Source organism: Ruegeria sp. BB5 (genome assembly GCF_056539405.1).
Window position 1 is genome coordinate 617523 of the sequence record NZ_JBQFUX010000001.1, and the last position, 24943, is coordinate 642465.

A 24943-nucleotide genomic window follows, 5' to 3' on the forward strand; every position below is an offset into this window, starting at 1 on the left:
TTGAGCGCGCGCGCACAACAATCCTGTCAGCGCATCCACAGGCCCTTGTTCTTGATTGTATTGCGAATGACCTGTTCGCGCTGGGGCAGGTTATCACGGTCGAACAGGTCCCGGATCTTGTGGCCCTTACGCTGCAAAACCAGCTTTTTGATCGGGTCATATCCCTTGAGAACCTTCTTGACCCGGTTGGGGGCCACGACGGTTTCAAGCACCTCAATCACATGGTCGCTTTCGCGGGCATAGAGCAGGGGGAACAGACGATAGTGGCAGCTGACCGATCCATCCAGCAGGCCCGGGGGCAGGGTATCCCGCCCGCCACCGAAGGAATGGACAACCAACGGCAGCGCGGCCTGATCCAGCCATGGGTCAAGGTTCTGCCCGGCCAGTTCGGGGATATTCCCATCCCGGATCGTGCGGGCAAAGTCCAGATAACGCGCGCCGAACTTGCGCGGGCAGGAATAATAGAAATAGCCCGCGTTGAAGTACAAATACCGCCGCCAGTAATTCTCGGGCTGGCTGGTATCCAATGAGCTTTCGAAGTCCAGTTCGAACCGGTGATAGAGGGCGCTCCAGATACCATCGATACCAGGGCCATACAGGGTGGGTTTGGGCCACGTCCCTTCGACCTTTTGTGAGGCACCAGGTCGGTCAAAATCAAACGGTACCGAGGTCAGATCTCCGGTGATCAGCGTATCGCTGTCAAAGAACACAAAAGGCTCGCCTTCTGGCAGCGCCAGCAATGCCTCGATCTTGTTGCCGTGGGGATAGCTGTTGCCGAAGACATGGTTGTCGAATGGCAGGATTTCCGCATCCAGTTGGCGCAACGCTTTCAGAACGTCCTCGTTCCGGATGCTTGGGTCTTGCGGCCAGCGCTGGCCGGGCTGCGGGACCGCCACAAACAGCCGACCCGCGAAATTCGGTGAGCTATGACGCAGAGAGGCGGCAAACAGCAGTGCCTCATACTGTAGCCGGTTGTTTTGCCCGATGATGACGATGTTGAACTTCGGGTGGGTGGCCTGCATCGAATGACTTTCAGGTATCTGGCCGTTGACCGGCGCTGCTCGGGTTGAGTTTGACCTACATTACGCAGCTGGCTCCGTCAAAACCAGATGCCGGAAAAACCGGCATTCGTGGCTGCAGTGTGCCCTGCGCAATCGGTCTTTGGGCGCAACAGGAGTATCGAATGCCAATAAAACAGGCGATTTCCTCAGTAAAACGGGCGGAATATTCCGGTTTTTTGATTTTTTTATGATTTTATAAATTTTACCAATTGATAAAAAATCAGATTGTGGCAAGCTGAGAACATAACGAACATATCTACAGGGAGTAGAGCGATGGCACAGGGCCAGATTGCCCCCGGCATTGTCTCCGGGCGGCTTTCCAGCGATGAGCTGACATCGAATTTCACGGACTTGCACCCGCCATTGGCCACGCATGAGGCCGCAGTGGCCGCAGATCGGTGCTATTTCTGTTATGACGCGCCATGTGTGACGGCCTGTCCGACGGATATCGATATTCCGTTGTTCATGCGTCAGATTCAGGCAGGGCAACCTGAGGCGGCGGGTGAAACCATTCTGGCGCAGAACATTCTGGGCGGCATGTGCGCCCGTGTCTGTCCGACCGAGACTTTGTGCGAAGAGGCCTGCGTACGTGAAACGGCCGAGGGTGCCCCGGTCGAGATTGGCCGCCTTCAGCGGTATGCGACGGACAGCGTGATGGTTTCCGGGGATCACCCGTTTGAACGCGCCGCGTCAACTGGCAAGACTGTTGCTGTGATCGGGGCAGGGCCTGCTGGTCTGGCCTGCGCGCACCGCCTGGCGATGTTTGGGCATGACGTGGTGATCCACGAGGGCAAACCCAAGCCGGGCGGTCTGAACGAATATGGCATCGCTGCCTATAAGTCGACCAATGACTTTGCACAGGCCGAGGTGGACTGGCTGCTAAAGATCGGCGGTATCACGATCGAGACCGGCTCGGTTCTGGGTGAGGGTATCTCGCTGGACGGTCTGGTCGAAAATTACGACGCTGTCTTTTTGTCCATCGGTTTGGCCGGCGTGAACGCCCTGCTCGCACAAGGGGCTGATCTGGATGGCGTGCGCTTTGCCGTCGATTTCATCTCGGATGTGCGCCAGGCTTCTGATCTGGCGCATTTGCCCGTTGGTCGCAACGTCGTGGTGATCGGTGGCGGAATGACGGCCGTTGACGCCGCAGTGAAATCAAAACTGCTGGGGGCTGAGCATGTCACCATCGCTTATCGGCGTGGCCGCGATGCGATGGGGGCCAGCCGATATGAACAGGACCTCGCCTCATCCCACGGCGTCAAGATCATGACCAATGTGCAACCCGTTGCCGTTCATGGAAACGGAGCAGCGGCAGAGATCGAGCTGGAGTACACATCCAGCCATGACGGCCAGCTGTCGGGGACCGGAGAAATCATCCGCGTGCCCGCCGATCAGGTCCTCAAGGCGATTGGCCAGACGCTGGATGGCGCACCGGATGGATTGACGCTGGACGGCAACAAGATCGCTGTGACGGGCGCTGGGCGTACCTCGATGGATGGCGTCTGGGCCGGGGGCGATTGCGCAGCTGGTGGCGAAGACCTGACCGTAACCGCCGTGGCCGAAGGCCGCGATGCGGCGATGGACATCCACGCAACGCTTGTTTCGTGATAGGATGGGGCATTCACCCCATCCCATTCGCTGCTGAGGTATTCTCATGTCCCAGATCGAAAAAGCTGTTGCGCAACACTACACAACCGGTGCCCTCACGGAGCGTATGCGTGAGGCACTAAAGGCAAGTGGCATTGACCCAAACGCGGCCACGGTTGCAGATCTCAAGGCTGGTGATGAGTTCCACACAGGCGGGGTTCTGGCAACGGACAACCTGTTTGCCCAGCTTTCGCCGACCCATGCGACCCGTGTGCTGGATGTCGGGAGCGGCATCGGCGGGACGTCGCGCTACATCGTGGATCGCTATGACTCGACAGTGACCGGGGTCGACCTGACGCCTGAATTTGTCGAAACGGCCACTGCTTTGAGTGAACTTGTCGGGCATTCCGACAAAACAAGTTTTCTGGTGGGTAGCGCACTGGATTTGCCCGTGCCGGATGCGGGTTTTGATCTTGCCGTTATGATGCACGTTGGGATGAACATCGAAGACAAGGCGGGTCTTTTTGCAGAAGTGTCGCGCGCTCTGGCCTGGGATGGTTCCTTTGCCCTGTTTGATGTGATGGGAGGGGACGTGGACGAACCGCTGGCCTTTCCTCTGCCCTGGTCAACCGTTGCCGAGACCTCTTTTGTAGATTCACCAGAGGTTTACAAGAACGCGGCGGCCTCGGCGGGTCTTGAGCTGGTAGCCGAGACAGACCGGACCGAGTTCGCGCTTGCTTTTTTCGAAGAAGTTTTCGCGCGCATCGCCGAGAGCGGCCCGCCCCCATTGGGCATCCACCTTATGATGGGCGAGACGGCGCCCGAAAAGTTTCAAAACTACGTCATGAACCTCAAGGCTGGGCGCATTCGCCCGACCGAAATGATATTCAAGAAATCCGGCTGAGCCGGGAAGGGAGAAGCTATGGCCGATCTGACAACAAACTTTCTGGGTATTTCCAGCCCCAACCCTTACTGGTTGGCCTCGGCGCCACCGACGGATAAGGAATATAACGTCCGCCGTGCTTTTGAGGCCGGATGGGGCGGAGTTGTGTGGAAAACGCTCGGGGCCGAGGGACCTCCGGTCGTAAACGTCAACGGGCCGCGCTACGGCGCGATTTATGGCGCTGATCGTCGGCTTTTGGGCCTGAACAACATCGAACTGATCACCGATCGCCCGCTTGAGGTGAACCTTGAAGAAATGGCGCGGGTCAAGGCAGATTACCCGGACCGTGCGCTGATCGCTTCGATCATGGTGCCGTGCGAAGAAGAGGCATGGAAAGCCATCTTGCCGCGTGTGGCAGAAACTGGCGCAGACGGGATCGAGTTGAACTTCGGGTGCCCGCATGGGATGAGCGAGCGCGGTATGGGCTCGGCCGTGGGGCAGGTGCCGGAATATATCGAAATGGTGACCCGCTGGTGTAAGCAGTACTACGACCGCCCAGTTATCGTAAAGTTGACGCCGAACATCACCGATATCCGCAAGCCAGCTGAGGCGGCTAGAAATGGCGGCGCGGACGCGGTGTCGTTGATCAACACGATCAACTCGATCACCAGCGTCAATCTGGACACATTCAGCCCCGAGCCGTCGATTGATGGCAAGGGCAGCCACGGCGGGTATTGTGGCCCGGCGGTAAAGCCGATTGCCCTGTCGATGGTGTCCGAAATTGCCCGTGCCCAAGCCACGCAAGGCCTGCCGATATCCGGTATCGGTGGCGTGACCACGTGGCGCGATGCGGCTGAATTCATGGCGTTGGGATGTGGTACCGTGCAGGTGTGTACCGCCGCAATGACCTATGGGTTCAAGATTATCGACGAACTGACTGCCGGACTGTCCAAGTGGATGGATGAAAAGGGCTATACAGACGTATCGCAAGTCGTAGGTCTTGCTGTGCCGAATGTGACCGACTGGCAGTATCTGAACCTGAACTACGTTGCCAAGGCCAAGATCGACCAGGATCAGTGCATCAAATGCGGTCGCTGCTATGCTGCGTGTGAAGACACCAGCCATCAGGCGATTTCAATGTCCGAAGATCGGGTTTTTGAGGTCATGGATGACGAATGCGTCGCCTGTAATCTGTGCGTGGATGTCTGCCCGGTGGACGGGTGTATCTCGATGGAGCCGATGGCAGCCGGTGAGGTCGATCCGCGTACCGGAGATGAAGTGCAGCCTGGCTATGCCAACTGGACGACGCATCCTAATAATCCAATGGCGAAAGCGGCCGAGTAGATTGGTTAACTGAAACAAAGAAAAGGGGCTGGTATAGGCCAGCCCTTTTCAAATGGCTCAGAAAATTTGAGCGATCCTGCAGGTCTGGTCAATGTTCGCTCTCGATAGGCTATCGGGATGCCCAAACGACCGAAGCCCCTCTGAAACGCGCCCGCTCTTAAAGCCAAAGCTGTCAATCGGGAATCGCGAACTAGATGGAAAATCGCCGTAAGCTAACTGTCGACAAGCTCATAATGTTTGATTGAGCGCGACTCGACCAGTTCAGCTTCCATAGGATCAATATGAGGGCTGGAAATATCGTCACCTACAAAAGCCTTCAGAGACTCAAGGTCTTCCCAAACCATAACAAAACTAAACTCTCTGGGTGTATCGGCACGCGGCGCCCCGGGTATGACCTGAACTATCCCTTTCGTTCCCTTCATGAGCGGGATCGCCGTCTCGTGAAAGAACTTCCCGAACTCTTCTTCTTTGCCGGGGCGTGTAACGACCTGAAATATGCGAATGATCATGCAGTCACCTTCCTTTCGGTGTTGCTGCCGCATGAAAGTCACCTCAATTGACCCAGTATATCATGGCAAGATGGAATGGTCTGCCAAGGGTTCTGTGAGACTGTTTTTCTAGGGTGTCAGAAGTTTGCGATAAAGCGTATCAATAAACGGTTCAGCACCTGCGAACGGATCCTCGTTGCCCAGAATGGCACGGACCTGCACATCGAAATCGGCGTAGTGCTGCGTCAGAGCCCAGATTGAAAAGATCAGGTGATAGGGATGCAGGCGCGCAATTTTGCCCTCATCCATCCATTGCGTCAGGATCGTGGTTTTATCGTCCACCAGCGCCTTAAGATCATTCGACAAAGCCTCGTGAATGCGCGGCGCGCCCTGAACAAGCTCGTTCGCGAACAGGCGGCTTTCACGCGGCAACTCACGGCTCATCTGCAATTTGCGGCGGAGGTAGGACAGGATTTCCTCCATCGGGTCTCCGTCGGCATCCAACTCGTGTAAGGGGGCCAGCCATGTGTCCAACAGCCCCGAAAGAAGGGCAGTATGGATCGCCTCTTTCGACGGGAAATAATACAGTAAATTCGGTTTGCTTAACCCAGCTTCGGCAGCAATCTGATCAACAGTTGCGCCGCGAAATCCGTGGGCGGAAAACACGTTCAGCGCGGCCTCGAGAATCGCAGCGCGGTTCTTTCTCTGTATTCGGGTCGGGGCGCGATCCTTGGGCATGTTTCCAGCGTGTCTCTTTTTTTGCCATGCGGGGGCCAATTATGCCGAAAATTCCGGCGGCACCATGCAATTTCTTGACTGATCTCGAACCCGTGATAGCGTGAGTTTGACCAGATGGTCAAATCAAGACACCAAAAGCGAGCCAAATCGCAAGCAACAGGGAAGACACCAATGGCAGCTCCGGCGCAAAACCTCAGGATCAATGGCGACAGACTTTGGGACAGCCTGATGGAGATGGCAAAGATTGGCCCCGGTGTTGCAGGGGGTAACAACCGCCAGACCCTGACGGATGAGGATGCTGAAGGGCGCGCCTTGTTCCAGAAATGGAGCAAGGACGCGGGCTGTACAATGGGCCTGGATCAAATGGGCAATATGTTTGCTCGCCGAGAGGGGACTGACCCCGAGGCTCTGCCGGTTTATGTAGGTTCACATCTGGATACGCAGCCGACCGGCGGGAAATATGACGGCGTGCTGGGCGTGCTGGGCGGGTTAGAGATCATACGGACGCTTAATGATCTGGACATCAAAACCAAACATCCCATCGTGGCGACCAACTGGACCAACGAAGAGGGCACACGTTACGCGCCGGCTATGTTGTCTTCGGGCGTTTTTGCTGGAATGCACACGCAGGATTGGGCCTATGACCGCGAGGATGCCGAAGGCAAAAAGTTTGGCGATGAATTGAATCGCATCGGCTGGCGGGGCGACGAAGAGGTCGGCGCACGCAAGATGCACGCTTTCTTTGAGCTGCATATCGAACAAGGGCCGATCCTTGAGGCCGAGGGTAAGGACATCGGCGTTGTTACTCATGGGCAGGGCCTGAGCTGGACACAGATCACCGTGACGGGCAAGGACTCCCATACTGGGTCGACCCCGATGCCAATGCGCAAGAATGCTGGCCTTGCAATGGCACGCATCCTTGAGAAAGTGGATGAAATCGCCTGGTCGCATGCGCCCCATGCGGTCGGTGCAGCAGGGCATATCGATGTCTATCCGAACTCTCGCAACGTGATCCCCGGCAAGGCTGTTTTCACGGTCGATTTCCGCTCACCCGAATTGGACGTGATCACCGACATGGTTAACCGCCTGCGTGTTGCCGCCGAAGATATCGTCGAAGAGATGGGCCTTCAGATCGAATTCGAGAAAGTTGGCGGCTTTGACCCTGTGACGTTCGACGAGGGGTGCGTAAAGGCGGTTCGCGATGCGGCAGAGAGGTTGGGGTATTCGCACACCGACATCATCTCGGGCGCAGGACATGATGCGTGCTGGATCAACCGAGTGGCACCAACCGCGATGGTCATGTGTCCGTGCGTTGATGGGCTGAGCCACAACGAGGCCGAAGAGATCAGTAAAGACTGGGCGGCCGCCGGGGCAGATGTTCTGTTTCATGCGGTCGTCGAAACCGCAGAGATTGTGGAGTAAGGGACGCTGCCCCTGTCGCCCGAAAAGCGACTCACCCGAGGTATTTTGGCCAGATGAAGCAAGCGGCGCAGACCGCGTCAGGGAGACTAAAATGAGCACTGTTATCAAAAACGGAACCGTCGTGACCGCCGATCTTTCCTATAAGGCGGATGTGCTGGTCGAAGGCGGTGTGATCACCGAGATCGGAATGGATCTTAAGGGCGACAAAGTGCTTGATGCGACGGGGTGTTACGTGATGCCCGGTGGGATTGACCCGCACACGCATCTTGAGATGCCGTTCATGGGAACCTATTCCAGCGATGATTTCGAAAGCGGGACGCGAGCGGCGCTGGCCGGGGGCACCACGATGGTGGTCGATTTCGCGCTGCCAAACCCCGGTGAGGGTCTGCTTGATGCCTTGAAGCGCTGGGATAATAAGTCGACCCGTGCAAACTGCGATTACTCCTTCCATATGGCGGTGACCTGGTGGGGCGAACAGGTGTTTGACGACATCAAAACGGTGATCGAGACGCGCGGCATCAATACGTTCAAGCACTTCATGGCCTACAAGGGCGCACTGATGGTGAATGACGATGAGTTGTTTGCCTCGTTCAAGCGATTGGCTGAGTTGGGTGGCATCGCGATGGTGCATGCTGAAAACGGCGATGTCGTGGCTGAGTTAAGCGCCAAGCTGCTGGCCGAAGGAAATACAGGCCCCGAAGCGCATGCGTATTCGCGACCGCCACAGGTTGAAGGCGAGGCGACCAACCGGGCCATTATGATTGCCGATATGGCGGGCGTGCCGCTTTACGTGGTGCATACATCCTGTGAAGAGGCGCATGAAGCCATTCGCCGGGCCAAGATGAATGGAAAACGGGTGTGGGGTGAGCCTCTGATCCAGCACCTGACGTTGGATGAAAGCGAGTATTTCCATCAGGATTGGGACCACGCGGCGCGGCGCGTCATGAGCCCCCCGTTCCGGAACAAACAGCATCAGGACAGTCTATGGAACGGGTTGCATTCCGGGACATTGAGCGTTGTGGCCACTGACCATTGCGCCTTTACCACCGACCAAAAGCGTTTTGGCGTCGGTGACTTTACCAAGATACCGAATGGGACCGGTGGGCTGGAGGATCGGATGCCGATGCTGTGGACCCATGGTGTGAATACGGGGCGTTTGACGATGAATGAGTTTGTGGCCGTGACTTCAACAAACATCGCCAAAATATTGAATTGCTATCCTAAAAAGGGTGCGATCCTTGTGGGGGCGGATGCCGATATCGTTGTATGGGACCCTGAGAAAGCAAAAACGATCAGCGCTGATACCCAGCAATCGTCGATCGACTACAACGTGTTCGAGGGTAAAGAGGTCAAAGGTCTGCCGCGCTTTACGCTGACCCGTGGACAGGTGGCCGTGCATGACGGTGAAATCCGCACGCAGGAAGGGCATGGAGAGTTTGTAGCGCGCGAGCCCAATGGTCACGTGAACAAGGCGCTGAGTACGTGGAAAGAGCTGACTGCGCCGCGCCCGGTTGAGCGGACGGGCATTCCGGCGACGGGTGTCTGATTGCGCAGGGATTGTCACCAAGGCACCCTAAAGCCAAACCTTTTCAAGGCAATGGAATGAATACTGAAAGCACTACCCAGCCCGTAATCGAGGCAAGGCAGTTGGACCTTACCTTCCAAACAAACGACGGGCCAATCCATGCGCTCAAGGATGTGAACCTGACAGTCGACAAAGGCGATTTCGTCAGCTTCATCGGCCCCTCGGGCTGTGGTAAAACCACCTTTCTGCGCTGTATCGCGGCGCTGGAAACACCGACAGGGGGAACGTTAACCGTCAACGGAATGACGCCGGATGAGGCGCGGCGGAACCGGGCCTATGGCTATGTGTTTCAGGCGGCGGGGCTATATCCTTGGCGGACCATTGCCAAGAACATTAAGCTACCCTTGGAAATCATGGGTTATTCCGCCAGCGAGCAGGAAGAGAGGGTTAAAAAAGTTCTGGAACTTGTTGATCTAGAGGGATTTGGCGGGAAATTCCCCTGGCAGCTTTCTGGCGGCATGCAACAACGCGCCAGCATTGCGCGGGCGCTGGCTTTTGACGCCGATATCCTTTTGATGGATGAGCCCTTTGGCGCGCTGGATGAGATCGTGCGCGATCACCTGAACGAACAGCTTCTGGCACTTTGGGCGCGCACTGAAAAGACCATCGGTTTCGTGACGCACTCGATCCCCGAGGCGGTGTATCTCAGCACAAAGATCGTGGTGATGAGCCCGCGACCGGGTCGGATCACTGATGTGATCGACAGCCCTCTGCCAAAGGAACGGCCGCTGGATATCCGCGACACGCCTGAATTCATCGAAGTAGCCCATCGTGTGCGCGAGGGGCTGCGGGCGGGGCATACGGATGACTAGTGCAGGGATCAAAGCTGTCTGGGCCGTCTTGACCGTTGTAGGCGTCATTATCCTGTTCTGGTATGCCGCCAGCGTGCCGATGAACATCAAAGGTGTTCTGACTGAATTCGAACGAGCCGGGGAACAAGTCGATCCGCCCAAGGCTGTTGACCGCCGCGACATGAGCGAGTTCGAGTTGGTCATCGACAACCCCTATGCCATTGATGAGACATGGGAACAGGACCGACCGCGTTTGCCAGCACCGCATCAGGTGGCCGAAGAGCTGTGGGACACCACGGTCGAGAAGAAAATCACCTCGAAAAGATCATTGATCTATCATTCCTGGGTGACACTCAGCGCCACTATTCTGGGTTTTGCGATTGGCACCGGGTTGGGCATTCTGCTGGCAGTGGGAATTGTACACAGCCGAGTGATGGACCTGTCGGTCATGCCCTGGGCCATTGTAAGCCAAACTATTCCAATCATCGCGCTGGCCCCAATGATCATCGTGGTGCTGTATTCGATAGGTATTCAGGGGATCATCCCCAAGGCGATCATCTCGGCCTACCTTAGCTTTTTCCCCGTCGTGGTCGGTATGGTGAAGGGGCTGCGCAGCCCCGATGCGATGCAACTGGACCTGTTGCGCACGTATAACGCCAGTCGGTCTCAGGGATTCTGGAAGCTGCGCTTACCAGCGTCGATGCCGTATCTGTTTACTTCGCTGAAGATTGGTATCGCAGCCTCACTGGTCGGGGCTATCGTCGGAGAGCTGCCGACAGGGGCCGTGGCTGGTTTGGGTGCGCGGCTACTGGCCGGCAGCTATTACGGTCAGACCGTGCAAATCTGGTCGGCATTGTTTGCGGCGGCCATCCTGGCGGCCTGTCTGGTCGGGCTGTTGGGTCTGATCGAGCGCGCGGTCCTGAAACGGATGGGGATGGCGCAATGATACCTGTTCTTGGTGCAATTGGCGTCTGGCTGTTTGGCTGGTGGTTGAACAGCCGCCTGGCCAGTGGACCTTATGCCGATACAAAGACGGTGCGGTTTTTGGCGCCGCTGATCTTTGGACTGACCGTGATTGCAATTTGGGAACTGCTGGTGCGCGGGCTTGATGTGCCGTTGGTCATTTTGCCTGCACCGTCAGTGATCGCTGTGCGCTTTGCTGACAGCCTGCCAATCCTGTGGGCGGATTTCGTGCAAACCATCATCAAAGGCGCGCTGAGCGGTTACATTATCGGTTGCGGATCGGCCTTCCTGATGGCGATTGCCGTGGATCGCTGGGATTTCCTGCGCCTCGGATTGTTGCCGGTCGGGAACTTTGTGGCGGCCCTGCCTATTGTCGGGACGGCCCCCATTCTGGTGATGTGGTTCGGGTTCGACTGGCATTCCAAGGCGGCGGTGGTCGTGGTGATGGTGTTCTTTCCGATGCTGGTGAACACCGTAGCAGGTCTGCGCGAAGCGACCACCATGCAACGCGACCTGATGGAGACCTATGCCGCGACCTATTGGCAGAGCTTTCTGAAACTGCGCTTGCCCGCGGCGATGCCGTTTGTTTTCAATGGGCTAAAGATTTCTACCACTCTGGCGCTGATCGGCGCTATCGTGGCCGAGTTCTTTGGCTCTCCAACTCTGGGCATGGGCTTTCGGATATCGACCAGTGTCGGGCAACTGTCACTGGATATGGTCTGGGCCGAGATTGTCGTGGCTGCTTTGGCCGGGACGGCGTTTTATGGGCTGGTCGCCATGATCGAAAAGGGGGTGACATTCTGGCACCCGTCGCAACGCGGATAAATGGAAATTAACAGACCCCAAAAATGGGGCGCCAACAACAACTAGGAGATATGAAGATGAACAAGCTACTCAGCGGGGTGATCGCTGCCTTTAGCCTGACTGCCAGCGCAGCGCTGGCCGCAGATGAGGTGACTTTGCAACTCAAGTGGGTCACTCAGGCGCAGTTCGCGGGTTATTATGTGGCCAAAGACAAAGGGTTCTACGAGGAAGAGGGACTGGACGTCACCATTTTGCCTGGCGGCCCGGATATCGCACCGACTCAGGTCATTGCCGGCGGTGGTGCGGATGTGACCGTCGAATGGATGCCCGCCGCACTGGCCGCGCGCGAAAAGGGTCTGCCCCTGGTGAATATCGCGCAGCCGTTCAAAAGCTCAGGTATGATGTTGACCTGCTGGAAAGATGCCGGGATTTCCTCGCCCGAGGACCTAAAGAACCGCACGCTGGGTGTTTGGTTTTTTGGTAATGAATTCCCGTTCATGAGCTGGATGAGCCAGTTGGGTATCGACACCGGTGGCAAAAGTGAAAACGGCGTCGAGGTTCTGAAACAGGGCTTTAACGTTGATCCTTTGCTGCAGCGTCAGGCCGATTGCATCAGCACCATGACCTATAATGAATACTGGCAGGTCATCGATGCTGGCGTCAGCCCGGATGAGTTGGTCACTTTTAAGTACGAAGACCAGGGCGTGGCGACGCTGGAGGACGGTTTGTATGTGCTTGAGGAAAATTTGGGTGACGCGGCCTTTGTTGAAAAAATGGAGCGTTTTGTTCGTGCTTCGATGAAAGGCTGGAAATACGCTGAAGAACACCCTGATGAGGCAGCCGACATCGTGCTTGAGAATGACGCGACCGGTGCCCAGACCGAAGAGCATCAGAAGCGCATGATGGGCGAGATCGCCAAACTGACCGCGGGTTCGAATGGCGCGTTGGATCCGGCCGATTTTGAACGTACCGTGGGTACCTTGCTGGCAGGTGGGTCTGACCCAGTGATCACCAAGCAGCCCGACGGGGCCTGGACACATCAGATCACAGATGCGGCGCTAAACTGATCCCAGTTCAATTGCCTGAACACGCGCGGCTCCAATTGGGGCCGCGTTTTCGTTTGGGGATGTCGGAATCGTGTCTGTACTTGGTAAGTAAATGGTCTAGTATCTTTATGAAATTAGGCGCATTTTGTACGAAATACTCGATATGTGGTAGGGAATGCAGGGATTTGCATCAGAATTCAACTCGGCAATGACCCTGATCCTCAACGGGGATGCAGAGTTGTGGGCGATTGTGTTGCTGTCCCTGAAAGTTTCCATCTTTGCCGTGCTGATTTCTGCGTTGATTGGCATGCCCGTTGGTGCGGCTTTGGCGGTCGCTCGGTTTCCGGGACGTCGAATTCTGATCGTGCTGATGAATGCTTTGATGGGGTTCCCACCGGTCGTTGTTGGGCTGTTGGTCTATCTGATGTTGTCACGCTCGGGTCCGTTGGGTGTGCTTGAGTTGCTGTATACGCCGACCGCGATGATCATTGCGCAGGTTGTTCTGGTTACCCCCATCATCGCAGCGTTGACCCGGCAAGTGGTCGAATTGCTGGCCGAGGAGTATTCGGAACAGCTCCGCTCACTGGGGGTGTCCCGGCTGGCATCGGTTCCGGTGCTGTTGTGGGATGCGCGATTGGCGCTGGTGACCGCACTGCTGGCTGGATTTGGTCGGGCCATTGCCGAGGTCGGCGCGGTGATCATCGTTGGCGGCAACATCAATCACGTCACGCGTGTTATGACGACGACCATTGCTTTGGAGACCTCAAAGGGCAATCTGGCGCTGGCGTTGGCACTGGGGGCGATCCTGATCGGTATCGCGGTGGCGGTGAACGCCATGGTCAGCACGCTCAGCCTGCGAGCCGAGCAGGAGGGGTTGCGCCATGCGTGATTTGACTTTGCAATTGGCCAGTTGTTTGTCGGTTGATGGGATGCGGATCACCCGTAAAGGCAAGGCCTTGTTGGATGTGCCGCAACTTATCCTTGATGGTCCGGGGCCAACCTTGATCCTTGGGCCGAATGGATCGGGCAAAAGCCTGTTGCTGCGCTGTCTGCATGGACTGATCGTACCGGATCGCGGGCAGGTTCGGCAGGATGGTGTCGAGCTGAATGCTGATCACAAGGCGCGGCAGGCGATGGTGTTTCAGCAGCCCGTGCTGTTGCGCCGGACCGTTGCTTCCAACCTGGATTTTGTGCTGAAGCGCCAGGGGATGCCGCGTAGCACGCGCAAGTCCCGGATCGAGGAATTGCTGACCGAAGGCGGCCTGGATGGCAAAGCCCGCCAATCCGCCCGGTCCCTGTCAGGGGGAGAAGCGCAGCGGCTGGCCATTCTGCGCGCCCTCGCGCTGGACCCAGAGACGTTGTTTCTGGATGAACCTACCAGCGCGCTTGATCCCAATGCCACGCAGATGATCGAAAGGATGATCCTGCGCGCCTCAACCCGGGGTGTCCGCATCGTTATGGTGACGCATGACATCGGGCAGGCCCGGCGGTTAGCCGCCGATATCGTGATGATGCAGGGCGGTCACGTGGTTGAACATGGGGCGGCCAAACAGGTACTGGATGCCCCCAAAAGCGACGCCGCACGCCGATATCTGGCTGGCGGGCTAGTCACTTAAACAATAACGGAGATCTAAATGATCCGAACTTTTTTTCGAGCAGCTCTTTTCGCCGTTGGTTTGACCGCTGCGTCCGCCAACGCCGAGGAACCCTTTATCGTGGTGCAATCGACGACGTCCACTCAGAATTCGGGTTTGCTGGATTACATCCTGCCGGGGTTCGAGGCCGAGACGGGTATTGACGTACGTGTTGTTGCCGTGGGCACCGGTCAGGCGATCCGCAATGCCATCAACGGGGATGGGGACGTGTTGCTGGTGCATTCCAGACCAGCCGAGGAACAATTCGTTGACGACGGTTGGGGGGTCGAGCGGTTTGACGTGATGTACAACGATTTTGTTCTGGTCGGGCCAAAATCCGATCCGGCCAAGGTGCGGGGTGGCATGGATATCGTTGAGGCGCTGGTTGCGGTGTCCGAAGCCGAAGCGCCCTTTGCCTCGCGCGGAGATGACAGCGGAACGCACAAGGCCGAGATGCGCCTTTGGGATTGGGCGGGTGCCGATCCGACCGCCGCATCGGGGACGTGGTACCGCGAGACCGGCTCGGGCATGGGGGCGACTTTGAACGTGGCCAGCGGGATGGGGGCCTATGTGCTGACGGATCGCGCAACGTGGCAATCCTTTGGCAACAGGGGGGATCTAGAGGTTCTGGTCGAGGGTGACCCGCGTCTATTCAATCAATACGGTATCATCCTTGTGAACCCGGATAAGCATCCGCAGGTCCGGGCCGCAGCGGGTCAACGGTTCATTGACTGGCTGATCGGCCCCGACGGGCAGGCGGCCATTGCGTCTTACAAGCTGGATGGTGAGCAGTTGTTCTTTCCCAACGCCGAGTGATCGGGGTCAGCCGCTTGCGCCATTGTGGTGGATCGTGCCCAACTCGGACAAGTCATAACCACCGAATTCGGCAGCACGGTTGGCGAAACGTTCAGACTGAAAAAAGCTGAGAAGTTTCAGCATCGGGTCATCAAAATAAGCGCGGCGCCAGATGGCCAGGTCCAACCGTTCAGTATGGGTGGGCGCGAAGCCCAGATTGTATAGGCTGGCCAGGGCACCCAACCCAAACCCGGCTTCGGCCTTGCTGTCATGCAGGGCAATGGCCAGTTCTTCTTCGGTCCGGGCGCAGGCGGGTAGGGCGTCCAGATCGTCGCGTGTCAGATCGTGGGCTTCTAGCTGTGCGTCGAACAGCCGTTGGCTGGCGGCGCTGTCCTGCCGCAGGATCACCCGCCGTCCTTTCAGATCGGCAAAGTCAGTGATACCGGTGACGCCCGGTGCCAATAACAATCCGCGTTGCCGCTGCGCGACTTCAAACAAAACCACCGGGGCTTCACCCAGATTGGCGCGCAGGGATTGCGTATTGAACCCCTGTTCCTCATGAATATGCAGCGCCGCAGCCTGCGCACTGCGGTCCTTCAGGCGGATCAGCCCGTCGAAGGAACCGTCGTAATACGTGGCCAGACCCGAGCCGCTTTCGCGCAAAGCCCAATCAAGCAGCGGATCATGGCTGCCAGCAATGATCGGGGGCAGGGCGGGTTCTGCCACTTGCGGGCCGGACCGGGATGCGTTCAGCCAGGCGATGACCTCGGCCCGAGGAAACAGCAGCTTGCCCATGGCGCGCACGCAGGGGACCGCGCCGGATGAGGCCAGATCATAGGCCTTACGCTCGCCAATGCGCAGCAGGTCGGCCAGCTCTTTGGTGGTCAGGTATTCGGACATTCAGTCGAGGCGCACAGCCGAACCGGTTCCCGCATCGGCGGCGCTGAAGCCGACCTGTTGCAGCACATAAGGCGCAGCGACGGTGATTACGACCATTACGGCCACAGCGGCAAGAAAGGCTTTCATTGGTCTCCTCCGGTCTTATTCTCCGGTGCCGTTGCGCGGCGCAAAAAGGCAATCAGGTCATCGCGGTCCTGGGCCTGAGTAATCCGCTGCATCGGCATCTTCGATCCGGGTATGTAGTGGTCTGGCCCTTCGTCGAAAAGGGCATTTATCGTTTCGTCATTCCAAACGATATCAGAGTCTTGCAGCGTATCCGAGTAGAAATATCCAGCCAACGTTCCAGCCTTGCGTCCGAAGACACCATACAAAGTCGGCCCTGCACGTCTTTGCCCATCAGGCGTAAGGCTGTGGCAGATCGAACATTTTCGGGAAAATTGCCGTTCCCCGTTGCTCATTTCTTCGGGGTTCTTCAGGAAACTGGGCTCGGCCGCTGCCATCTGTTCGCGATCGCCGAGGGATGAAACCGGCCAGCTATACATCGCCTCATCCATGCCGCCCGCATGGATGTTCTGACCGTCCGTAGAAAAGGCCAGCGCCCAAACCGGCCCGCGAAGAGTGGCGCGGAAGTCCTGCGCGATGTGCCATTCGACTGTGTCGATCACCATGATGTAGCCCTCACCATCACCCACGGCCAAAAGGCTACGATCCGGGCTGAGTGCCAGCGCCAGAATAGGACGGCGATCCAGGGTAAAGTCGCGTTCTTCGCCGGTGGTCAGGTCCAAAATGCGGGTCACACCGTCGACTGCACCATAGGCAATCCAGTTGTCGGCGACGTTCAGAACCAATTCATTGATCCCGAACCCGTGTTCCACCAGTCGCCGGATTTCCTGTCCACTGGCTACATCCCAAACTCGCAGTGTTCCATCTATGCCAGCCGAGTACAGGGTTGCACCATCTGGTGAAAAAGTGACGGCGTTCACACCGCTGCCTGCCGTAAGCATTTGTTCGGCCGATCCATCTTCGGGCCAAAGTCCAATGGTGCCGTCCCAACTAGCAGTGGCCACATGGGTTTTCGAGGCCGCGACCCCCACGATCTTGCCTTTGTGCTGGCCAACAACCTCTCCGCCCGGCCAGCGGCGCAGGGTGAAATCATCGCCTGCTGAATAGATCGCGCGCCCGTTGAACGCGACCGAGTTTACGGCTGCCTCGTGCCCCTCCAGCCATTCGGGCGTACGGTTCGACCACAAGCCAACCGAGTTGTCGAAACTGGCGGTGGCGATCCGTCCGTCTGGCGCGGTGGCGATCCCCATGATCGGTCCGCCGTGACCCTTAAGCGTGAAAAACTCGGCCATGGCGGGCAGGGGGACCAGCGCCAGGGCCAGGACCAGCCCGCGCATCTATTCTGCGGGTGAGGCCGCTGCCTTACCGGCCTCTTTTTCTTGTACCTCTTCCAACCACAGCGAGTGATGTTCGCGTGCCCATTGCTCTTCGACTTCGCCGGTACCCATTGCGTCAAAGGCACCTTCCATGCCCACTGAACCCAAATAGATATGGGCGATAATGATGGCGATGAACACATAGGCGATCATCACGTGCCAAACCTGCGCGTATTGCATCTCCTCCTGCGGGGACATCTGGGTTGGCAAATTCAGGCCAAACATCTGTGGAATACCGGTGGAATTGGCGACCGAGAAGGTCTTGGCGAACATCGGCAATTCGAACGGGAACAGCAGCGACAACCCGGACAGGCTGATCGAAACGCCCAGCAGGATACAGGCCCAGAAGATGACCTTTTGTCCTGCGTTAAACTTCCTGGCAGGCGGATGGCTGCCCTTGGTGAAAAGGCCCCCACCGGCGGCCAGCCATTTCAGGTCCACCCGGTTGGGGATGTTGTGGGCGATCCAGTTCACGGTGACGATGACCAGACCCAGCATAAATGCCCATGCGAGATTGTTGTGTAACCACTTGCAGCCTTGCGCGATGGTGGCAAACCCTTCTTTCCCGAAAAGCGGGATCAGGAAATCACGGCCATAAAGGGTCAGCAGGCCGGTCAGGCCAAGTACAAGGAAAGACCCGGCGAACAGCCAGTGCCCGAACCGCTCAAAGCTGTTAAAGCGGGTTACGGTGCGGCCGGTTTTTTCCCCATCGATGCGGATTTTTCCGCGGATCAGGAAAAACAACACGATGATGGCCGCCATTCCGCCCAGGATATACGTTCCGTATTCGCGCAAGGGGCCTGTGCGGAAGTTCAGCCACCACATGCCACCGTCCTGGATTAGAACGCCAGCCGCAGGCCCCTTGGATGAAACTGTTGTATCGGCCGAGCCGTATCGGATCGCGCGATAGACATCACTGTCTGAGGCAACGCCGCGTGTTCCCAACTGGCCCAGCAGACCTTCGGCATTGCCTTGACCGGTGTTGTCCGAGCGATAACGATTGTCGACCTTTTCACCGCGCTGACGGGCCAGAATGTCTTCCAGTGTCGTGGCGCCGCCAGTGGTGCTGCGTTCGGATTCAGTCGGGACATCCGCACTTTCTTGAGCCAAGGCGACACTGGTGAGGAATAGGGGGATCAGCAGCATTAAGATCAGGCGCATCTGTCGAATCTCCTATGTCGTTCGTGTCTATCGGTCAAAGCCGCTGACTTGTTTGTGAAAGACCGCTCCAACCGGCGTAAGCGCCGCGTGCAGGTCTTCTTTAGCGGGGCCGTAAACGTCCAGCTGAGTTGGTGTCAGAATTGCCAGAAAACGATCTGCGAAATTTGCCCCGAAGTTTTGCATGTGGATCATCGCATCATCAGAACTGGCGTATCGTTCAAATATGTGAACTGCCGATCCGCTGCGGTGCCATTCATAGGACTTCGCACCGCTTTCATTCAGTGTTGCATCCACCATTTCAGCCATTAGCGCATCGAATATGTCATCCTGATCTGCTTGCAGGTCAAGTTTCAGCAGCCAATAAACATCTTCGGTCATGAAATACTCCGTTCAGGTTGGTCGCGCCAACTTATGCCCGGCCAAGTGGTTTGGCCGGGCTGGGACGGTCCCGTAGCTGACACTACGGAACCGCCAATTTCAAAACGGGACTAACCGTCTTTCTGGTCGTAGGCCGTGCCCCAACCCCAGGCGCCCGAGCCAAACCCGCGCGCCACGACGCGTTCGCGGTAGATGGCCGAAACCACGTCGCCATCACCGGCGAGCAGGGCCTTGGTGGAACACATCTCGGCGCAGATGGGCAGTTTGCCCTCGGCGATCCGATTGCGACCGTATTTGGCGAACTCTGCGGTCGAGTGCGTTTCCTCGGGACCACCGGCGCAGAAGGTACATTTGTCCATCTTGCCGCGTGATCCGAAGTTTCCGGCCTGTGGATACTGCGGCGCGCCGAAGGGGCACGCATAGAAGCAATAGCCGCAACCGATGCACAGGTCCTTGGAGTGCAGGACGACGCCTTCTTCGTTCTGATAGAAGCAGTCGACCGGGCACACCGCCATGCAAGGCGCATCCGAGCAATGCATACAGGCCACCGAGATTGAGCGTTCACCCGGGTTGCCGTCATTGATCGTCACCACCCTGCGGCGGTTGATGCCCCATGGGACCTCGTGCTCGTTCTTGCACGCGGTGACGCAGGCGTTGCACTCGATGCAGCGTTCAGCGTCGCAGAGAAACTTTGCTCTAGCCATAAATCGTCCTCCTTACGCTGCCGAGATTTTGCAGAGAGTACATTTCGTCTCCTGCATCTGGGTCACTGAATCGTAGCCATAGGTCTGGGCGGTGTTGGAGCTTTCACCCAGCACGTAGGGATCAGCGCCAGCGGGGTATTTGTCCCGCAAGTCCTGTCCCTGGAAATGGCCGCCGAAATGGAATGGCATGAAGGCCACGCCGGCACCGACCCTGTTGGTCAGCATCGCCATCACCTTGACTTTGCCGCCCTCGGGACCTTCGACCCAGACCTGAGACCCATCACGAATACCAAGGTTGTTGGCATCGCGCGGGTTGATCTCGACGAACATGTCCTGTTGCAGTTCGGCCAGCCACGGGTTCGATCGGCTTTCCTCGCCGCCACCCTCATATTCGACCAGACGACCAGACGTGAGGATTAGCGGGTAATCCTTTGAAAAGTCGTTCTTCTGGATCGAAGCGTAAAGGGTAGGCAGGCGATAGGCCTGACGGTCTTCGTAGGTCGGATAATCCTCCACCAGATCGCGCCGGTTGGTATATAGCGGCTCGCGATGCAGTGGGATCGGATCCGGGAAGGTCCAGACGACCGCACGGGCTTTGGCGTTCCCAAAGGGCGCACAGCCATGCTCGATCGCGACCCGTTGGATGCCGCCGGACAGGTCGGTTTTCCAGTTGGTCTTCGGACCCGCAACGGCGTCGATTGCTGCGCGTTCCTCATCCGTCAGATCGCCATCCCAGCCAAGATCCATCAGCATCTGCATCGTGAATTCGGGATATCCATCCTGAATTTCCGACCCTACGCTATAGACCCCTTCGGCCAGCAGGTTGTCGCCATCGCGTTCCACCCCGAAACGGGCGCGGAAGGTCAGGCCACCCTCGGCCACCGGTTTGGACATGTCATAAAGGTTTGGAGTCCCCGTATGACCCATCTCGGCCGTGCCCCAGCAGGGCCATGGCAGACCGTAGTATTCGCCGTCGTTTGGTCCACCAACAGCCTGCAACGTCGTTCTGTCGAACGTGTGCTGGTTGGCCATATGGCTTTTCAGACGTTCCGGCGACTGACCGGTATAGCCGATGGTCCAGAGGCCCGAGTTGAACTCACGCGTGATGCTTTCAACATTCGGGGTTTCGGCGTCTTCCATTTCGATATTGCGGAAGAACCGGTCCGCCCAGCCGAACTTGTTGGCAAACTTGGCCATAATGACCTCATCCGGCAAGCTTTCGAACAGCGGATCAACCACCTTGTCGCGCCACTGCAGCGAGCGGTTTGAGGCCGTGACCGAGCCACGGGTTTCGAACTGCGTACAGGCAGGCAACAGGTAAACGCCATCGGTGCGGTCATGCAGAACGGCCGAGACGGTGGGGTACGGGTCAATCACGACCAGCATGTCCAGCTTCTCCATCGCCGTCTTCATTTCCGGCCCACGCGTTTGCGAGTTCGGCGCGTGACCCCACAGAACCATGGCGCGAACGTTGTTGTCCTGATCCATGTTTGCTGGGTCTTCCAGAACACCGTCGATCCAGCGAGAGACAGGGATGCCGCGCTCGTTCTGAAGCGGTTTATCCTTGCCTTCCTTGTCCTTGATCGTGGCGAACTGACCAGCCAGCCATTCGGGTTCTTCACCCCAGACACGTGCCCAATGACCCCACGCCCCTGCTGACAGGCCGTAATAGCCGGGCAGGGTGTGAGACAGAACACCAAGGTCCGTCGCGCCCTGCACATTGTCGTGACCGCGGAAGATGTTGGTGCCACCACCCGAGGTGCCCATGTTGCCAAGCGCAAGCTGCAGCACGCAGTAGGCGCGGGTGTTGTTGTTGCCGTTGGTGTGCTGAGTCCCACCCATACACCAGACGACTGTGCCGGGCCGGTTGTTGGCCATGGTGCGGGCAACGCGCTTCAGCTGCGAACCGGGCGTGCCGGTGACGCGCTCGACCTCTTCTGGGTTCCACTTGGCAACCTCTTCCTGGATCTGGTCCATACCCCAGACACGGGTGCGGATGAACTCTTTGTCCTCCCAGCCGTTGTCGAAGATGTGCCACAGGATGCCCCAGATTAGCGCAACGTCTGTGCCGGGGCGGAAGCGGACATATTCATCTGCATGGGCCGCGGTGCGCGTAAAACGCGGGTCGCAGACAATCAGCGGTGCGTTGTTCTGCTCTTTCGCGCGCAATATATGCAGCAGCGAGACAGGGTGCGCCTCAGCCGGGTTGCCGCCGATGATGAAGATCGCCTTACTGTTGTGCATGTCGTTATACGAATTGGTCATGGCGCCGTAGCCCCATGTATTCGCAACACCCGCAACAGTGGTCGAGTGGCAGATACGCGCCTGATGGTCCACGTTGTTCGTGCCCCAGTAGGCGGCGAACTTGCGGAACAGATAGGCCTGTTCGTTATTGTGCTTCGCGGAACCCAGCCAATAAACACTGTCTGGCCCCGACTCTTCGCGGATGCTCATCATGCCGTCGCCGATCTCGTTGATCGCTTCTTCCCAGCTGATGCGTTTCCACTCGCCACCTTCCTTTTTCATCGGGTATTTCAGGCGGCGCTCGCCATGGGCGTGCTCGCGAACCGAGGCCCCCTTGGCGCAGTGCGCACCCAGGTTGAACGGACTGTCCCAACCGGGTTCCTGCCCGATCCAGACGCCGTCCTGCACTTCGGCGACGACTGTACAGCCGACCGAACAATGGGTGCATACGGATTTGATGTTTTCAACGGCCTGATTGGCCGCTGTCTGGGCGCTGGCTGGCGTCACGGTTCCACCCGTGGCGCTGATCGCGGCAAGGCCGCCGATCGTCAGGCCCGATCCACGCAGGAATGCGCGGCGATCGACGGTTTTCTCGCCGACCTGGGACAGGATACTTGTCCGCTGGGGGCGTCTCGCAACCCCGTTGGTCTTTTTCCTTAGCATTGTTTTCCTCCCTTGCGCGCCGTGTAAGCCACGGCTGGCTTGGTACTGCTGATGCCGACGTCAGGGCCAATCGCAACCGTCAGTCGGTTGGTGACATCGTCCGGTCGGTAAACCGGGCGCAGTCGAGGCGGCTTAGAAGCGCGCGCTGTCCAGGTAAGCGCGGGTGTGCGCTGTGTCCTGCATGCGGGTTTCGTCCGTGGGCAGCTCGGCTGCTTCGGCTTTTCCGCTTAGTGTGGCTGCGGCAACAGCAGCGGGCGCTGCGGTTCCGGCCAGTTTGAGGAAGTCGCGGCGCGAGGCGCCTTCTTCCTTGGTCTTGCTCATGGGCTTCTCCTTTCCCATTTGCGATCTAGCGCCAATTCGGGCGCTGGCGAGTTGCGGTGGTTCACACCGCCGTCATTCGGAAGGCCTCGCGTTCGATTTCCATAAACACCCGACCGGCTGTGCCGACCGAGGCATAGAGAACCGACGCTTCGGCTGCTTCCAAATCAGAATAGAAATGTGTGGCCCAGGGGCCGATATGTTTGTTCCAGAACGCCTTTTGATCCTCGACCGTGGCGGGTGCGCCAAAACGGCCAACGATCATGCCTGCCATCATTTCCATCAGCGAGGCAATGTTGTCTTCAGGCTCGAATACGTTCTGCGCTCTGGTGATCCCGCGGACGGCCATGTCATTGCGCAACTGCGCCAGAGGTTTCTCGTTCAAAAACCCAGTCAGGTAATAGCTGCCATAAGGCAGCAGCTCACCCCGGCCCAGTCCGATGAACAGCGCATTGAATTCCCGTTCCGCGGCAGCGGGTTTGGTGACTTTGGCCACCCGCGCCATGGCTTGAATGGCTTGACCCAGGTCTGTGCCATCCCCGGTCAGACCCGCGACCTGATCTAGCAGCATTTGATCTGGTGGGCCTGACAGAAGCAGACCTAGAAAATTGTAGAAATCCGCGCGCAGGCGATCTTCGGCCGAGACTTCCAGATTTTGCGCATTGCCTGCGGTCATTTCGTCATCCTTCGAATTCAAATTTCATGCGGCGCGGGGCAACCTGCGGCGCTGTCTCGTCCACCTCATCGGTAAATGCCACGGCCACCTGGGCGGGGGCTGGGGTTGGAACCACTTCCGGTTCCTCTTCGGCTGCCAGGGTTTCACCTTCATCCACCAAGGGCTCGATTTCGGGGGCATCCTCTTCGGCCTCTGCAGCCAATGCTTCGATGTGGCTCAGCATTCCTTTGCCAACCTGATAGGCGGTCTGGATGTTCTCGATCACACAGGCCGCGTCGGTATAGTCCTCACCATAGTCGACAAGCCCGTCCACATTGGCCAATACCGGGTTCAGCCGCCACAGCCGCCGCAAGGCACGGCGGCGCAACCGGTCAGGGACGGCCTTTGCCATAAACCCCGAGACATCATCCCCAGCCTGCAACTGATCGGGGTCGGGCAAGTTGAACTGTGCCAAAATCTCGGCGTCGCTCTTTTCTTCCAACTCGGCGTGTTGCGTGGCGATGACCTGTTCTTCACTCGCGATGACCTCGGCCTCGGCCTCGGCTTCGGCCTGAACGGCTGCTTTGCGGCGGGACCAGAAATCGTGAGCTTGGGTCATTGCAACAGCCTCCGCGGTGCGCGGTAAACGTCCGAGGTCTGCCGGATACGCGCATCCCCCTTGCCGTCCTCTACAAGGTCCGTCCGTTTCTTGTCGCGGCGGCGTTTAACGAATACCTCATCACGGTGGTGTTCCAGCGCGAAATCCCGAACCCAGGCAATCAGCCCTTCAGTCATCGGGATTTTTTCGACAATCTCTTCGCCGGTATCTGCATAATCCTGCCCTTCGAAAGGGGACGCCGTGACCAGCACCGCATCCATCGGGCGTTCGCCATCCAGCGCATCGCGAAGAACAAGGTAGATCGAAGGTTGTCCGTCGGACAGGTTGACCATGTAGGCCTCAGTTTCATCAGCCCAAAGCGTCAGGGGAAGGGTGGCGGCGTGGTACTCCACGGCTTCACCCTCGCGGCGCATCTCAAGCCAATCCGCTGGCCCGGCACCGGGCAGCACAGCAACGGCGCGCCAGTTCCATTTCGCCCAGCGGGTAACACCGGGTGTTTTGCGCACGACGACGCCGATTGGCATTTCAATCTGGCTTGCGGCCTTGGCCACTTAGTCCTCCCCGGAAGGCTCTCCCCTGCCTTCCCCTGGGTCTACTATGGTACACAAAGCAACCATGTGCCAAGTCTGAATTGCTGGGCTAATGATCTGATCACCGATTGTTTACGAACCCGAGAGGCATTGAAGACCCGGCCATGCCGAAAGATTTGCCATGGGGCATT

Annotated in this window: 26 protein-coding genes; 12 read left to right on the forward strand and 14 right to left on the reverse strand. The window is 57.9% G+C overall.

The genetic code is table 11. The features are described from left to right. Nucleotides 1-26: 26 nt before the first annotated feature. Complete coding sequence (locus ACR0DL_RS03085) at nt 27-1022, reverse strand: hypothetical protein (RefSeq protein ID WP_480687529.1); 996 nt, start codon at nt 1020-1022, stop codon at nt 27-29. Between the two features lie 312 nt (nt 1023-1334). Between ACR0DL_RS03085 and ACR0DL_RS03090 the strand changes: the two genes are divergently transcribed. The 3 genes from ACR0DL_RS03090 to preA are packed head-to-tail and all read left to right on the forward strand — an operon-like array spanning nt 1335 to nt 4875. Next, complete coding sequence (locus ACR0DL_RS03090; RefSeq protein WP_480687531.1) at nt 1335-2669, forward strand: NAD(P)-dependent oxidoreductase; 1335 nt, start codon at nt 1335-1337, stop codon at nt 2667-2669. 46 nt (nt 2670-2715) lie between these two features. Continuing rightward, entirely contained in the window at nt 2716-3552 is an 837-nt protein-coding gene (locus ACR0DL_RS03095) for a methyltransferase domain-containing protein (protein ID WP_480687533.1), read from the forward strand. Nucleotides 3553-3570: 18 nt separating this feature from the next. Continuing rightward, complete coding sequence (gene preA / locus ACR0DL_RS03100) at nt 3571-4875, forward strand: NAD-dependent dihydropyrimidine dehydrogenase subunit PreA (RefSeq protein ID WP_170357979.1); 1305 nt, start codon at nt 3571-3573, stop codon at nt 4873-4875. 212 nt (nt 4876-5087) lie between these two features. Here the strand turns inward: preA and ACR0DL_RS03105 are convergent, their stop codons facing one another. Continuing rightward, the gene (locus ACR0DL_RS03105) at nt 5088-5384 is read right to left on the reverse strand and encodes an antibiotic biosynthesis monooxygenase family protein (protein WP_170374894.1); all 297 of its coding nucleotides are present in this window, start codon (nt 5382-5384) and stop codon (nt 5088-5090) included. A 108-nt stretch (nt 5385-5492) separates the two neighbouring features. Then, a complete protein-coding gene (locus ACR0DL_RS03110) occupies nt 5493-6101 on the reverse strand; it encodes a TetR family transcriptional regulator C-terminal domain-containing protein (protein ID WP_480687536.1) in 609 nt (202 codons plus the stop codon). Between the two features lie 171 nt (nt 6102-6272). Here ACR0DL_RS03110 and ACR0DL_RS03115 point away from each other — a divergent pair, with 171 nt between their 5' ends. The 9 genes from ACR0DL_RS03115 to ACR0DL_RS03155 all read left to right on the forward strand — a co-directional run bounded on the left by ACR0DL_RS03115 (nt 6273) and on the right by ACR0DL_RS03155 (nt 15162). Further along, the gene (locus tag ACR0DL_RS03115; RefSeq protein WP_480687538.1) at nt 6273-7523 is read left to right on the forward strand and encodes a Zn-dependent hydrolase; all 1251 of its coding nucleotides are present in this window, start codon (nt 6273-6275) and stop codon (nt 7521-7523) included. Between the two features lie 91 nt (nt 7524-7614). Further along, complete coding sequence (gene hydA, locus ACR0DL_RS03120; RefSeq protein ID WP_170357995.1) at nt 7615-9069, forward strand: dihydropyrimidinase; 1455 nt, start codon at nt 7615-7617, stop codon at nt 9067-9069. A 56-nt stretch (nt 9070-9125) separates the two neighbouring features. Further along, a complete protein-coding gene (locus ACR0DL_RS03125; RefSeq protein ID WP_170348400.1) occupies nt 9126-9920 on the forward strand; it encodes an ABC transporter ATP-binding protein in 795 nt (264 codons plus the stop codon). Between the two features lie 7 nt (nt 9921-9927). Next, nucleotides 9928-10845, forward strand: coding sequence for an ABC transporter permease (locus tag ACR0DL_RS03130; protein WP_170349379.1), 918 nt, complete (start codon nt 9928-9930; stop codon nt 10843-10845). Continuing rightward, nucleotides 10842-11687 carry an ABC transporter permease gene (locus ACR0DL_RS03135; RefSeq protein ID WP_170358001.1) on the forward strand — a complete coding sequence of 282 codons (846 nt, stop codon included), beginning with the start codon at nt 10842-10844 and terminating at the stop codon, nt 11685-11687. Before ACR0DL_RS03130 ends, ACR0DL_RS03135 begins: the two co-directional genes overlap by 4 nt. A 56-nt stretch (nt 11688-11743) precedes the next feature. Then, nucleotides 11744-12733, forward strand: coding sequence for an ABC transporter substrate-binding protein (locus ACR0DL_RS03140; RefSeq protein ID WP_170409475.1), 990 nt, complete (start codon nt 11744-11746; stop codon nt 12731-12733). A gap of 154 nt (nt 12734-12887) precedes the next feature. Continuing rightward, nucleotides 12888-13601 carry an ABC transporter permease gene (locus ACR0DL_RS03145; protein WP_170358007.1) on the forward strand — a complete coding sequence of 238 codons (714 nt, stop codon included), beginning with the start codon at nt 12888-12890 and terminating at the stop codon, nt 13599-13601. Next, nucleotides 13594-14328, forward strand: coding sequence for an ATP-binding cassette domain-containing protein (locus ACR0DL_RS03150; protein ID WP_170374908.1), 735 nt, complete (start codon nt 13594-13596; stop codon nt 14326-14328). Before ACR0DL_RS03145 ends, ACR0DL_RS03150 begins: the two co-directional genes overlap by 8 nt. Before the next feature lie 18 nt (nt 14329-14346). Further along, entirely contained in the window at nt 14347-15162 is an 816-nt protein-coding gene (locus tag ACR0DL_RS03155; protein ID WP_170374910.1) for an ABC transporter substrate-binding protein, read from the forward strand. 6 nt (nt 15163-15168) lie between these two features. On the opposite strand, the gene ACR0DL_RS03160 is transcribed toward ACR0DL_RS03155, so the two are convergent. The 11 genes from ACR0DL_RS03160 to ACR0DL_RS03210 all read right to left on the reverse strand — a co-directional run bounded on the left by ACR0DL_RS03160 (nt 15169) and on the right by ACR0DL_RS03210 (nt 24773). Beyond that, nucleotides 15169-16041: a substrate-binding domain-containing protein gene (locus tag ACR0DL_RS03160; protein ID WP_480687540.1), complete on the reverse strand. Its 873-nt coding sequence runs from the start codon at nt 16039-16041 to the stop codon at nt 15169-15171. Continuing rightward, nucleotides 16042-16167, reverse strand: a complete 126-nt coding sequence (locus ACR0DL_RS03165) for a hypothetical protein (protein WP_480687542.1) — start codon at nt 16165-16167, stop codon at nt 16042-16044. Continuing rightward, nucleotides 16164-17441 carry a c-type cytochrome gene (locus tag ACR0DL_RS03170; protein WP_480687544.1) on the reverse strand — a complete coding sequence of 426 codons (1278 nt, stop codon included), beginning with the start codon at nt 17439-17441 and terminating at the stop codon, nt 16164-16166. Before ACR0DL_RS03170 ends, ACR0DL_RS03165 begins: the two co-directional genes overlap by 4 nt. After that, nucleotides 17442-18641, reverse strand: a complete 1200-nt coding sequence (locus tag ACR0DL_RS03175) for a formate dehydrogenase subunit gamma (protein ID WP_480636345.1) — start codon at nt 18639-18641, stop codon at nt 17442-17444. A 27-nt stretch (nt 18642-18668) separates the two neighbouring features. Then, on the reverse strand, nt 18669-19019 hold the full coding sequence (locus tag ACR0DL_RS03180; protein ID WP_170348409.1) for a putative quinol monooxygenase: 351 nt from the start codon (nt 19017-19019) through the stop codon (nt 18669-18671). 110 nt (nt 19020-19129) lie between these two features. Then, nucleotides 19130-19723 (reverse strand): formate dehydrogenase FDH3 subunit beta, encoded by a 594-nt coding sequence (fdh3B, locus tag ACR0DL_RS03185; protein WP_037307340.1) that lies wholly within the window; start codon nt 19721-19723, stop codon nt 19130-19132. 12 nt (nt 19724-19735) lie between these two features. Next, entirely contained in the window at nt 19736-22630 is a 2895-nt protein-coding gene (locus ACR0DL_RS03190) for a formate dehydrogenase subunit alpha (protein ID WP_170348410.1), read from the reverse strand. 132 nt (nt 22631-22762) lie between these two features. Beyond that, complete coding sequence (locus tag ACR0DL_RS03195; RefSeq protein ID WP_170348411.1) at nt 22763-22951, reverse strand: twin-arginine translocation signal domain-containing protein; 189 nt, start codon at nt 22949-22951, stop codon at nt 22763-22765. 61 nt (nt 22952-23012) lie between these two features. Beyond that, nucleotides 23013-23624, reverse strand: coding sequence for a TorD/DmsD family molecular chaperone (locus ACR0DL_RS03200; RefSeq protein ID WP_170358029.1), 612 nt, complete (start codon nt 23622-23624; stop codon nt 23013-23015). Nucleotides 23625-23628: 4 nt separating this feature from the next. After that, entirely contained in the window at nt 23629-24222 is a 594-nt protein-coding gene (locus tag ACR0DL_RS03205; RefSeq protein ID WP_480687546.1) for a DUF3306 domain-containing protein, read from the reverse strand. Then, nucleotides 24219-24773, reverse strand: a complete 555-nt coding sequence (locus ACR0DL_RS03210; protein ID WP_170348414.1) for a DUF3305 domain-containing protein — start codon at nt 24771-24773, stop codon at nt 24219-24221. Before ACR0DL_RS03210 ends, ACR0DL_RS03205 begins: the two co-directional genes overlap by 4 nt. Between the last annotated feature and the right edge of the window lie 170 nt (nt 24774-24943).

Bases quoted from the DNA above. Each gene is read 5' to 3' on its own strand.
- ACR0DL_RS03085 (WP_480687529.1), bottom strand. From the start codon at position 1,022: ATGCAGGCCACCCACCCGAAGTTCAACATCGTCATCATCGGGCAAAAC.
- ACR0DL_RS03090 (WP_480687531.1), top strand. From the start codon at position 1,335: ATGGCACAGGGCCAGATTGCCCCCGGCATTGTCTCCGGGCGGCTTTCC.
- ACR0DL_RS03095 (WP_480687533.1), top strand. From the start codon at position 2,716: ATGTCCCAGATCGAAAAAGCTGTTGCGCAACACTACACAACCGGTGCC.
- preA (WP_170357979.1), top strand. From the start codon at position 3,571: ATGGCCGATCTGACAACAAACTTTCTGGGTATTTCCAGCCCCAACCCT.
- ACR0DL_RS03105 (WP_170374894.1), bottom strand. From the start codon at position 5,384: ATGATCATTCGCATATTTCAGGTCGTTACACGCCCCGGCAAAGAAGAA.
- ACR0DL_RS03110 (WP_480687536.1), bottom strand. From the start codon at position 6,101: ATGCCCAAGGATCGCGCCCCGACCCGAATACAGAGAAAGAACCGCGCT.
- ACR0DL_RS03115 (WP_480687538.1), top strand. From the start codon at position 6,273: ATGGCAGCTCCGGCGCAAAACCTCAGGATCAATGGCGACAGACTTTGG.
- hydA (WP_170357995.1), top strand. From the start codon at position 7,615: ATGAGCACTGTTATCAAAAACGGAACCGTCGTGACCGCCGATCTTTCC.
- ACR0DL_RS03125 (WP_170348400.1), top strand. From the start codon at position 9,126: ATGAATACTGAAAGCACTACCCAGCCCGTAATCGAGGCAAGGCAGTTG.
- ACR0DL_RS03135 (WP_170358001.1), top strand. From the start codon at position 10,842: ATGATACCTGTTCTTGGTGCAATTGGCGTCTGGCTGTTTGGCTGGTGG.
- ACR0DL_RS03140 (WP_170409475.1), top strand. From the start codon at position 11,744: ATGAACAAGCTACTCAGCGGGGTGATCGCTGCCTTTAGCCTGACTGCC.
- ACR0DL_RS03145 (WP_170358007.1), top strand. From the start codon at position 12,888: ATGCAGGGATTTGCATCAGAATTCAACTCGGCAATGACCCTGATCCTC.
- ACR0DL_RS03150 (WP_170374908.1), top strand. From the start codon at position 13,594: ATGCGTGATTTGACTTTGCAATTGGCCAGTTGTTTGTCGGTTGATGGG.
- ACR0DL_RS03155 (WP_170374910.1), top strand. From the start codon at position 14,347: ATGATCCGAACTTTTTTTCGAGCAGCTCTTTTCGCCGTTGGTTTGACC.
- ACR0DL_RS03160 (WP_480687540.1), bottom strand. From the start codon at position 16,041: ATGTCCGAATACCTGACCACCAAAGAGCTGGCCGACCTGCTGCGCATT.
- ACR0DL_RS03165 (WP_480687542.1), bottom strand. From the start codon at position 16,167: ATGAAAGCCTTTCTTGCCGCTGTGGCCGTAATGGTCGTAATCACCGTC.
- ACR0DL_RS03170 (WP_480687544.1), bottom strand. From the start codon at position 17,441: ATGCGCGGGCTGGTCCTGGCCCTGGCGCTGGTCCCCCTGCCCGCCATG.
- ACR0DL_RS03175 (WP_480636345.1), bottom strand. From the start codon at position 18,641: ATGCGCCTGATCTTAATGCTGCTGATCCCCCTATTCCTCACCAGTGTC.
- ACR0DL_RS03180 (WP_170348409.1), bottom strand. From the start codon at position 19,019: ATGACCGAAGATGTTTATTGGCTGCTGAAACTTGACCTGCAAGCAGAT.
- fdh3B (WP_037307340.1), bottom strand. From the start codon at position 19,723: ATGGCTAGAGCAAAGTTTCTCTGCGACGCTGAACGCTGCATCGAGTGC.
- ACR0DL_RS03190 (WP_170348410.1), bottom strand. From the start codon at position 22,630: ATGCTAAGGAAAAAGACCAACGGGGTTGCGAGACGCCCCCAGCGGACA.
- ACR0DL_RS03195 (WP_170348411.1), bottom strand. From the start codon at position 22,951: ATGAGCAAGACCAAGGAAGAAGGCGCCTCGCGCCGCGACTTCCTCAAA.
- ACR0DL_RS03200 (WP_170358029.1), bottom strand. From the start codon at position 23,624: ATGACCGCAGGCAATGCGCAAAATCTGGAAGTCTCGGCCGAAGATCGC.
- ACR0DL_RS03205 (WP_480687546.1), bottom strand. From the start codon at position 24,222: ATGACCCAAGCTCACGATTTCTGGTCCCGCCGCAAAGCAGCCGTTCAG.